Here is a 10,784-nt window from a genome sequence, read left to right as displayed (position 1 = left end):
GACTTCGCAATGTTTAATTCTTACAACCAAGTTGTAAGTTCCTTACACATCATCGATTATCAATCTTGTTCAGTTTTCAAAGATCTACCTTTTATTAACTTGTTGTCTCAATTGACAACTTGTTAATAATATCATCTTATCAAAGCCGTGTCAACAACTTTTTTTAATGACTTTCGCGTCATATCAATAACGCAACTCATTTATAATATCAAATTAATGACATTGTGTCAACATGTTTTGAAAAATTAATCGTTGCTGATTTGTAATCATTTTTGATTACCTCTCTCAACAACAAATAATATTATGCCAGGTAAACCTTATAAAGTCAACACTTCTCCGCAAATAAATTAAAAAAAGTAGATTGAACTAATCAATCTACTTTTATATGATCCTATTACTATTTAATTCTAGCTAAGAAGTACTTCTTCTTACCCCTTCTAACAACAACGAACTTACCGTCGAATGAAGTACTTGGGTCGATTTCGAAATCAACATCGTCAACCTTTTCTCCATTAATACGGATAGCACCGTTACTTACATCTTCTCTAGCTTGTCTTCTTGATGGTTCGATTGCAGTATCATCTGCCAACCATTCAACAATATTCTTCTTGTCTGCACTAACTTCAACGGAAGGCATGTTCTTGAATCCAGTTTCTACTTCAGCAGTAGTTAAGTCTTGAACGTTTCCTGAGAATAATGCTTCGGTAATGTTTTGTGCTTCAACTACAGCATCCTTACCATGAACAAATTCAGTTACTTCTTCGGCTAGACGACGTTGAGCAACTCTCTTCCATGGTTCGTTCTTAACTTGTTCTTCTAGTTCTTCGATTTCTTCTTTGTTTAGGAAAGTGAAGTACTTCAAGTACTTGATTACATCCCTATCATCAGTGTTAATCCAGAATTGGTAGAATTCGTAAGGTGTAGTCTTTTCTGGATCTAACCATACAGCTCCACCTTCAGTCTTACCAAACTTAGTACCATCTGCTTTAAGCATTAATGGAATAGTTAAACCAAATGCTTTTGCATCTGCACCTTGGGTCTTATGGATTAGTTCGATACCGCCAGTGATGTTACCCCATTGATCAGCACCACCGATTTGTAATTCAACACCATTGTTCTTGTATAGGTGTTCAAAGTCCATCGCTTGTAGAATTTGGTAGGTAAATTCAGTGTATGAGATACCTGTTTCTAGACGACTTGAAACAATTTCCTTATTCAACATAGTGTTAACGTTGAAACGTTTACCATAAATACGAAGGAAGTCTAATAATGATAGTTTTGAAGTCCAGTCGTAGTTGTTAACAATTTGGAACTTACCATCTTCACCAAACAAACTCTTCATTTGGTTAGTTAAGCATTCTTCATTGTGCTTAACTTGTTCCATACTTTGTAACTTTCTTTCAGCCTTCTTACCTGATGGGTCACCGATTGAACCAGTAGCACCACCAATTAGAATAACTGGTTTGTATCCAGCTAGTTGGAATCTCTTTAAAATCATGAATGGAATTAAGTGTCCAACGTGCATACTGTCACCAGTTGGGTCAATTCCTGCGTATAGACCAATCTTCTTTTCGTTAACTTCTTTCTTTAGGCCTTCAGCATCAGTTTGTTGATTAATGGCGCCACGCCATTGTAAATCATCGATAATGTCCATGTTTCTTCCTCCTAATAAAAAAGTCCCTGACAAATAAATTGTCAGGGACGAAATGTTTTTGTTAATCCGCGTTACCACCCAAGTTATCGTACTAATGTACAATCTCTTTCAATCATTTATAACGAAATGACGCGTCCAATAATGGAAAGCTCTGTAGGTGTAATTCTTCAACGCGTTTGCCTAGTTCGCATTCCCACTAGGTTTCTGAATACACAAATCGCATTAAATACTGGTAACTACTTCTTAGCTTTATATTTAATAGATACTATCATAATAATCAGCAAAGAAATAAAAGTCAACACTATTTAATTTGGCTTAACTTTTGCTTGATTTCAGGCATCATCTTTTGAAGAGCTTCAGCTTGAGCTTTTTGAGTAAATTCAGCAGTTGCCTTCTTAACTAGTGCCTTTTGTTGTGCACTTGTCATCTTAGGGTTCTTCATCATTGCTGCCTTCACTTGAGCTTGAACGTATTGTTCAGCCGCCATCTTCATTTGGGCTTGAGCATCAGTGTTTGATCCACTAATTTCTTTGATGATTGCAGGTAATTGTTTTGCTTGGTTAACTGTTAAAGTCATCCAGCTCTTTGGAACGTAGAAGTAATTTATTGTTTTTACTCTAGTTGGTTTTTGTGCCAAACCAAACCATAGGCGATTAGCACTTGAGTTGTATTCATGCTTAACAGTCTTAGTTACTAGCTTAGCCTTAGCATTATTAATAGTAATAATCTTGTTTTCTACCTTATCAGTACCAGTGTGTGATGGCTTAGTTGCATTTTCATCAGTACGGTAAATAACAACCTTGTCTTTACCTGAAGTACCGATTGGTTGGTAAAGTAACATGTTCATGCCCTTGTCAGTACTTGAAACTAAATTAGTTGAAGTTTCGTGGGTAACTTTGTGCATACCATAGTGATCATGGAAGTTAATAGTAATGAAGAAAGTTGAAAGGATAAATAGAACAGCAAATACAATAGAAGTAATTGCGTGCAATACCTTGTTGTTAGTTAATAGGTTAAAACAAATAAAGAATAGGAATGCAGTAATGCATAGTACGAATAAAATCATTATTTATTTACCCCCTTTTTGTTGTCATGTAGCCAGAAGCTAGCAATGAATCCAACTACAATGAAGAATGCAGCTACCCAGAATGCAGCATGGTACCCACTTAATGTAGCGTTAATTGCTGAATCCTTGTAAGCCAATGGATCTAGTTTTAATAGTGACTTAGCAGGCATGTTGCTTGTAGTTACGTTAGATAGAATTGAAACCAATACGGCTGTAGCGATGGCAGCACCAACTTGTCTTACAGTATTGTTAACTGCAGTACCGTGGTTGATCTTGTCATCAGGTAATGCGTTCATACCGTAAGTAGTTGAAGGCATCATTACAAGCGCCATACCAAATGTTCTTACAGCATATAGGATAATGATGTAGGTAATTCCAGTGTCTGCGGTAATATATGCAAATGGCACTGTACCGAAGAACAATAGAATTAAACCAGTGGTGATTAGTTTCTTAGCACCGTGCTTATCAAAGATTTGACCAGCGAATGGTGAAACAACCCCCATCATTAAAGCACCAAGTAATAGACTTAATCCTGAATGGAAAGCGTTCATCCCACGAACAATTTGTAGGTATAATGGTAGAACCATTTCAAATCCAACTAAAGCCATCATTGTAATTGATGAAAGAATAGTTGCGATTGAGAACTTAGCTGACTTGAATACTCGTACGTCTAAGAATGGTTTTTCCATTACTAATTGACGCCATACAAATAATACGATAAAGATTGCACCAATAATTAATGTTGAGATAACTGTTGCGCTACCCCATCCATCAGTACCAACTTCTGAGAAACCGTATAGTGCACTACCGAAACCAATAGTTGAAAGAATTAATGACAATACATCAATTTTTTCCTTATTAGTAGGTAGAATTGGACGCATGTAGTATAGACCTAATAAAATCACAATGGCGACGATTGGAATAATAATTCCAAATAGATCACGCCATGAGTAGTTAATTAAAATCCATCCTGATAGAGTTGGTCCAATTGCTGGAGCTAAACCGATAACAACACCGGATAATCCCATAGCTGCCCCACGTTTTTCAGGTGGGAAAATTCTAAGCATGATAGTTTGTAGCAATGGCATTGTTACACCAACACCAAGTGCTTGTATTAAACGAGCTGCTAACAATGTACCAAAGTTAGGAGCGAAGAAAGCAAGTACAGTCCCTGCTTCAAAAACCGTCATTGCTCCTAAGTATAACCATTTAGTGTTAACACGGTTTGATAACCATGCACTAACTGGAATTGCAATCCCGTTAACCAACATAAATCCAGAAGTTAACCATTGAACAGTTGAAGTACTAATGTCAAAGTCTTTCATTAATGTAGGAAACGCAGTTGCTAAAATTGTTTGATTTAAAATAGTACAGAAAGTACCAACCAATAAAATCACAACAAGCATAATCTTGTTGTATGATTTACCGTTTGCATCTACATTCATAATCTAACCCCTTTTCGTTAATATTTTTATTTTCTCTATAAATTTCGACAATAACTAATATACATCTGACATTTTTCTTTGTCAACAAATTTGACAAAGATATTAAAAAATATATAATAATTATTGATTATGTGACACTATTCAGAAAAAATTAAGAAATTTAAGAAGAAAAGGATGTGAGATTGTGGAAGAAAAATATAGTAAGGAAGACATTCAAGATTACTCCGACCGCGTTCATAAGCTAATGCAAGATCTTGATTTATCAATCGGAATCGGTGGGTTGTCTAGAACCTGTAACGTGCCACAAAGTAAGATTAGATATTGGGAACAAAAAGGATACATTCGCTGCCAAAAAGGTGATAAAAATACCAGTCATCGTTATCCATATTCATCAATTATTAAGGTAGAGTTAATCAAATCTTTTTTGAACTCGGGATACACACTCACTAAGGCAGCGGAAAAAGCAGAAGTATTTGATAAAACCGGCAGTCTTCTTCACAGAATCGCAAAACAGCGATTTAATTGCATTGACGTGATTAATGAACGTCCAGCAATCGACATGGGTCCCTTAAAAGATGATCCAGATAAACATGTCTACTTTGTCGACTATGACGGCGATTTAGAGGCCCAAATTATTAAGAAAAGCTAAAAATGAATTCCAAGTATGGAATTCATTTTTTATTTGTAATAATATTGAAACAATTGAGGCTCATAGCTTTGATATATTAGGAAGTTTAATTTATAATTGAAGTATGATAAATATATGGTTTTTACAGTCATACATATGAACAAAACGCTAAAATATCTTATTGTATTCTAATATCTTATTTAGTGGTCCTTAAAGGAGGAATTCATTTATAATGTGGTTTTTAGATATTATTAACGATTTCATTATCGGATATCCAATTGTTGTGTCAGCAATTTGGATTGTCGGGGCGATATACTGTAACATCTACCGTCGCTCTGAAAAATTCGCTAAAGTGGATGGATCTGAATCAGTGTCAATTCTAGTCCCCGCTCATAACGAAAGTGATACGTTAAACGAAGCGATTTCAGCAATTTCAAACATTGACTACAACAACTTCGAAGTTGTTTTAATTGATGATAAAAGTGATGACGATACATTAGATATTATGTACAAGTTGCAAAAGCAATATGCTAATCAATTCAAAATCAAGGTCGTTCCAATCGACGTTAACCAAGGTAAAGCTAACGCAATGAACGAAGGTTTTAAGGTTTCTGAAGGAAAATACGTTGTTGGTATCGATTCAGACTCCCTACTAGCAAAGAATTCTGTAACTGAACTAGTTAAGACACTTAAGACTAATCCAAAACTAGGTGCCGTTGCTGGTAAACCAGTCGTTAGAAATAGAACTACGGTTTTAGGTCGTTTACAACTTCTTGAATATATCGGTGTTATCGATATTATCAAAAAAGCTCAATCATACCTATATGGACGTATCAATACTGTTTCTGGTGTTATCGTTGGTTTTAGACGTGAAGCACTAGAAGACGTAGGTGGATGGCATACTGATGTTATTACTGAAGATATTGATATTACTTGGAGAATGTATCGTAAGGGTTGGAGCGTTAGTTATCAACCTACAGCAATCTGTTGGATTCTAGTTCCAGAAAACACTAGAAACTTAATTAAACAACGTCGTCGTTGGGCTCGTGGTGGTATGGAAGTTATTGCTAAGAACAAGGATCTTCTACTACATGGTTCAATTACTCAAAAAGCTTTAATGTACGAAACAATTATCAGTAGTACTTGGGCTGTTTTAACTGCATTGAGTACTATCTCTTATTTCTTCAACCTATTATTAATTCATGAAGTTCAATTAGATGGTGATGTCTTATTAGTACTTATCATCGTCAGCATCTTACAATTCTTCATCGGTTTCTATGGTTCACACGAAACCGCCCTATTAAGTTTCGTCGATTTACTATTGATTCCTGCTTACATTGTTTACTACTGGATGATTAACTTAATCTCATGTATCTTGGCTTTAGTTTCATTCTTCCTAGATCCTGAAAATGTAGGTACCTGGAGCAGTCCAGACCGGGGGGTAAAATAATTATGAAGAAAGATTTGAGAAAAGATTACGAAACATTCGTAATTAGAAAGAGCATTAGTCCATTAAGACGTTTAGTTCACTTTATTCTATTCGCTGCTTTATGGATTTATGTTGCCTTTGTTTTAGTCGTAAACTTCGCTTTTCTATTTGGTTTCTACAGTGATGATTTCGTTAGTTTCTACCTATTGTTAAACCTAAACTACGATTTATACATCAAACTATTAATTGCGATTGCTGGATTAATTATTATCACTGCAATATACTCAACATTTAGATTAGTTTATTTACGGAGGTTAAACAAAAATGTCAAATAAGAATCAAAAAATGACAAGAAAGCAACGTAAGATTATTGTTATTATTTTAGCAATCATTTTGTTCGTCATTATGTCATTTACTATTCACAGATCTGTTGCTTACGATAAAGGTAGTAGTGAATACTACGGATTAACTAAGCAAGAAGAAAAAGCAAAAAACGGTATCTTGGTATTTTGTTACCACCGTATCTTAAAGAACAACCTAGGGGTTAACGTTTCAAGAACCCTATCAACCAATTCACAACTTCACGATTTCGATGTGCCCGCTAACGAATTCAAAGAACAAATGGAATTCTTACACAAGCACAACATCAAGGTTATCTCCGGTGCTGAAATGGTAAAGATGACCAATTCAAAGAAACCAATCAAAGGTAAATATGCTGTACTAACATTTGATGATATTGATAGAACTACTATTGATAACGCGATTCCAATCATGAAGAAGTACAACTACCCATTCACTACTTTCATTATCACCGGTAACACCGGTAGATATCGTGAAGGTACTCAACTAGCTACATGGTCACAAATTCACGAAGCTAGAAAAGAAGCTGGTAACCTAATGACAATTGGTGTTCACACCAACAACATGCATTACCTTACTTCAAATTTGATTCCAGTGTTTAACCTACCTAAGAACTACGATCGATTTACAAAAGACTTCGTTAAATCTAGAAAAGTGCTAAAGGCACACACTGGTATTTATGCTGATTCATTTGCCTATCCTTATGGTGGTGGTACTCCTAGAATCTCACAATTCTTGGCAAGACAACCTCATCTAGGATGGGTTGGAACACTCGATTCCGGTACTGTTTACAACAATGGTAACGGTAATCATACTGATCCAATCTACACACCAAGAATGATTATTAATACAAATAGTTGGCCAAGTATCAGAGAATGGTTCTCAAAGAAAAGTTAATTAAAAAAAGCCATACGACATAATCGTATGGCTTTTTTATTATCTTTTTTTTGCAAATAAAGAAGCCCTCATATGAGGACTTCTTTTTAGTTATTACTTATCTAATTTTGTCTTGTTTTGAACTTCTAGTTTATCGTTAAATTCGTAAACTACAGGTTCACCTGTCTTCATTTCAAGATCCATGATGTCATCATCAGAGATTCTTTCAATGTACTTACTTAATGCACGTAGTGAGTTACCGTGTGCAGCGATGATAACGTTCTTGCCATCTAATAGCTTAGGAGCAATTTCGTCAGCCCATAGAGGCATAACACGTTCTAAAGTAACCTTTAGGTTTTCACCACCAGGGATTAAGTTAGGATCTAAGTCCTTGTAACGACGGTCGTTTACAGCTGAACCTTCGTCATCTGCACTCAATAGTGGAGGTAGTGTGTCGTATGAACGACGCCAAATGTGAACTTGTTCGTCTCCGTACTTTTCAGCAGTTTCTTTCTTGTTTAGACCTTGTAGACGACCGTAATGACGTTCGTTTAGTCTCCAAGTCTTAGTTTCAGGTACCCATAGTTGGTCTGATTCTTCTAAGGCGTAATGTAATGTCTTGATAGCACGAGTTAGAACTGAAGTATATGCGTAATCAAATTCTAATCCTGCCTTCTTAACTAATTTACCAGCTTCTTTAGCTTCTTCTACACCCTTATCGCTTAGGTCAACATCTTCCCAACCAGTGAATTGGTTTGAAAGGTTCCATTGACTTTGTCCGTGACGGATTAATACAAGTTTTGACATAGGTCGAAAACCCCTTTCTATTTCTTAAATCAACAATACTATTTTACATCAAAAGTAAAAAATTTACATCCTATTTAACAATTCTCTTTATATTTATTGATTTTTTATTTTCGCCTTTCACTCCCAAAATTTCTAGGAAGAAAGCCAAAATTGGTACAGAGACGATTAATCCCCATGTTCCAAAAATTTCTTCACCAATTAGTAAGGCACAAAATGTATAGAAAATTGGTAATTCTGTTCTAGAAGACATTAGTTTTGGATTCAAAATGTATGCTTCTAGGAAGTGGACTACAGCAATCATGATAATTAGATAAATGATGTACTTAAATCCACCTACAGAGTAACCCACAATTGATAAAGGCACTAATGAAATAATTACCCCAGCAACAGGCACTAGGCTTAGGAAAAAGATCATAATTGATAGAATTACCAATTGTGGAATTCCCATAAATGCCATGATTAAGGTAGTAAAGATGGTGTTAAATAGTGCAATCAAGAATTGTGCTTCTAAAACGACCCCAAATGTCTTGGTAAATGTCTTAGCAAAGTAGTAAACGTCTTGGAAGAACCATGAAAATTCTGCATCCAAGAAGCGTTTGCTAAACTCACCCATTGATTTTTCTTCTAATGTAAAGAAGAAACTCAAGATTAGAGATAAGAAGAATGTTACCCCCATTTGGCCTACACTAGATACATATTGAAGAATAATTGAGAAGCTCCCCTTCACTTCGCTTAGGAAGTTAGAACGGTGGATGAACTGAACAATCATGTCTTTAATTTGGCTAGTACCATGAAGGTTATTTGGATCTTCGTAGAAATCAATAATGTGTTTTGATGCTGTAACAGCTTGGTCGTAAATTACCGGTGAGTAAATTGCAACCGCACTTACTACCCCAGCAATGAATAGTAGATAAGTCAAAATGACTAAGATAGGTGCTGGAATCTTAATGTATCTTCTGACAAAGCTGACCCATTTGGTGACTAACAATGAGAAGATGAAAGTTAGTAGTAACATACTCATCATTGAGCGCATTAGATATAAAACAAAGATTATAAAAATCAATACACACCAGCGTCTTAATTTAACGTTGGCTATAAATTTATCCCACAGTTTCATAATTCACCCCGCTATTTAGTTGTGTTTTAATTATAACATTTTACACTATAAAAAATAATGAAATTAGTCGGTGTCTTTACTTACATAAAGTACCATTATAAGAGTATAATGGGTTCGTGGTTTTATTAATAAAGAAAGGACTGTTCTCATGTTTGAAAAAACTTTTTATAAAACATTTTTTAAACACGGATTTAATGAACCAATCCAAGTAAATTATTGGGACGGCAAATCTGAAAAATATGGTGAAGGTGAACCTAAGGCTACCATCACTATGAAAGAACCAATTCCTATCAAGGATATTAGAAAGAATGCTTCTATCGCATTGGGAGAAGCTTACATGGACGGAAAAATCGATGTTGATGGAAGTATTGAAGACTTAATCGTTTCAGCTTACCAAAAGTCAACTAGTTTTATTCGTGACCATAAATACATTAATTTCCTACCTAAGCAAAATCATAATGAGTCCACTAGTAAGAAGGACATTCAAAGTCACTACGATATCGGTAATGACTTCTACAAGATTTGGTTAGATAAGACAATGACCTATTCATGTGCTTACTTTGAAAATCCTGACGATGACTTGTACGATGCTCAAATGCAAAAAGTACACCACATTATCAAGAAACTAAATCCTAAGCCAGGTCGTACCCTACTAGACATCGGTTGTGGTTGGGGTACATTAATGCTAACTGCTGCTAAAGAATACGGGCTAAACGTAGTCGGTGTTACTTTAAGTCAAGAACAATGCGATTACGTAAACGCACAAATTGAAAAATTTGGTTTGCAAGACCAAGCTGAAGTTCGTTTACAAGATTACCGTCAACTAGGTGATGAACATTTTGATTACATCACTTCAGTTGGTATGTTCGAACACGTTGGTAAAGAAAACTTGAACGAATACTTCTCATGCATTAACAAATACCTAAAGGACCACGGTGTTGCTTTAATTCACGGAATTACAAGACAACAAGGTGGAGCCTACAATGGTTGGATTAACAAGTACATCTTCCCCGGTGGATATGTTCCAGGTATGACTGAAAACCTAGATCACATCATCAACAATGGTCTTCAAATCTATGACTTAGAATCATTAAGAAGACACTACCAATACACATTGGAACACTGGGACAAGAACTTTAATGATCATATTGATGAAGTTAAAGAAGTCATGGGTGATGACGAACGCTTCTTAAAAATGTGGGACTTATACCTAAAGACATGTGCTGGTTCATTCAAGGCTGGTAACATTGACGTTATGCAATACCTAATTTCAAAGGGTCCTTCAGGACAAGAACTACCAATCACTAGAGATTACATGTACAAATAATTGAAAAAACTATTAAAAACATCGGTGAAAAAATTTCACCGATGTTTTTTTCTTTTAATTGTCTTGACTTTTATT

At 35.3% G+C, this 10,784-nt stretch carries 10 protein-coding genes; 5 read left to right on the top strand and 5 right to left on the bottom strand.

Translation table 11 applies throughout. The features are described from left to right. Positions 1-397 precede the first annotated feature (397 nt). From tyrS to RZ79_RS01345, 3 genes are all read right to left on the bottom strand, one after another. Positions 398-1,654, bottom strand: a complete 1,257-nt coding sequence (tyrS, locus tag RZ79_RS01355; RefSeq protein WP_054449685.1) for a tyrosine--tRNA ligase — start codon at positions 1,652-1,654, stop codon at positions 398-400. 301 nt (positions 1,655-1,955) lie between these two features. Beyond that, positions 1,956-2,720 carry a DUF4811 domain-containing protein gene (locus RZ79_RS01350; RefSeq protein ID WP_054449684.1) on the bottom strand — a complete coding sequence of 255 codons (765 nt, stop codon included), beginning with the start codon at positions 2,718-2,720 and terminating at the stop codon, positions 1,956-1,958. Continuing rightward, complete coding sequence (locus RZ79_RS01345; protein ID WP_054449683.1) at positions 2,720-4,165, bottom strand: MDR family MFS transporter; 1,446 nt, start codon at positions 4,163-4,165, stop codon at positions 2,720-2,722. Before RZ79_RS01345 ends, RZ79_RS01350 begins: the two co-directional genes overlap by 1 nt. 184 nt (positions 4,166-4,349) lie before the next feature. Between RZ79_RS01345 and RZ79_RS01340 the strand changes: the two genes are divergently transcribed. From RZ79_RS01340 to RZ79_RS01325, 4 genes are all read left to right on the top strand, one after another. Further along, positions 4,350-4,814 carry a MerR family transcriptional regulator gene (locus RZ79_RS01340; RefSeq protein ID WP_054449682.1) on the top strand — a complete coding sequence of 155 codons (465 nt, stop codon included), beginning with the start codon at positions 4,350-4,352 and terminating at the stop codon, positions 4,812-4,814. Between the two features lie 211 nt (positions 4,815-5,025). Next, positions 5,026-6,243, top strand: coding sequence for a glycosyltransferase (locus RZ79_RS01335; RefSeq protein ID WP_054449681.1), 1,218 nt, complete (start codon positions 5,026-5,028; stop codon positions 6,241-6,243). Between the two features lie 2 nt (positions 6,244-6,245). Continuing rightward, entirely contained in the window at positions 6,246-6,557 is a 312-nt protein-coding gene (locus RZ79_RS01330) for a hypothetical protein (RefSeq protein WP_053795126.1), read from the top strand. After that, positions 6,547-7,479: a polysaccharide deacetylase family protein gene (locus tag RZ79_RS01325; RefSeq protein WP_237756525.1), complete on the top strand. Its 933-nt coding sequence runs from the start codon at positions 6,547-6,549 to the stop codon at positions 7,477-7,479. The genes RZ79_RS01330 and RZ79_RS01325 overlap by 11 nt, the downstream gene beginning before the upstream one ends. 93 nt (positions 7,480-7,572) lie before the next feature. Here RZ79_RS01325 and RZ79_RS01320 read toward each other — a convergent pair whose 3' ends face one another. Continuing rightward, positions 7,573-8,265 carry a 2,3-diphosphoglycerate-dependent phosphoglycerate mutase gene (locus tag RZ79_RS01320; protein ID WP_034532690.1) on the bottom strand — a complete coding sequence of 231 codons (693 nt, stop codon included), beginning with the start codon at positions 8,263-8,265 and terminating at the stop codon, positions 7,573-7,575. A 70-nt stretch (positions 8,266-8,335) separates the two neighbouring features. Beyond that, a complete protein-coding gene (locus tag RZ79_RS01315) occupies positions 8,336-9,382 on the bottom strand; it encodes an AI-2E family transporter (protein WP_080997426.1) in 1,047 nt (348 codons plus the stop codon). A 148-nt stretch (positions 9,383-9,530) separates the two neighbouring features. Here RZ79_RS01315 and RZ79_RS01310 point away from each other — a divergent pair, with 148 nt between their 5' ends. Beyond that, a complete protein-coding gene (locus RZ79_RS01310) occupies positions 9,531-10,709 on the top strand; it encodes an SAM-dependent methyltransferase (protein ID WP_054449680.1) in 1,179 nt (392 codons plus the stop codon). Positions 10,710-10,784: the final 75 nt, after the last annotated feature.

Source organism: Apilactobacillus kunkeei DSM 12361 = ATCC 700308 (genome assembly GCF_001281265.1).
GTDB lineage: Bacteria > Bacillota > Bacilli > Lactobacillales > Lactobacillaceae > Apilactobacillus > Apilactobacillus kunkeei.
This window is presented reverse-complemented; position numbering and strand designations above follow the sequence as displayed.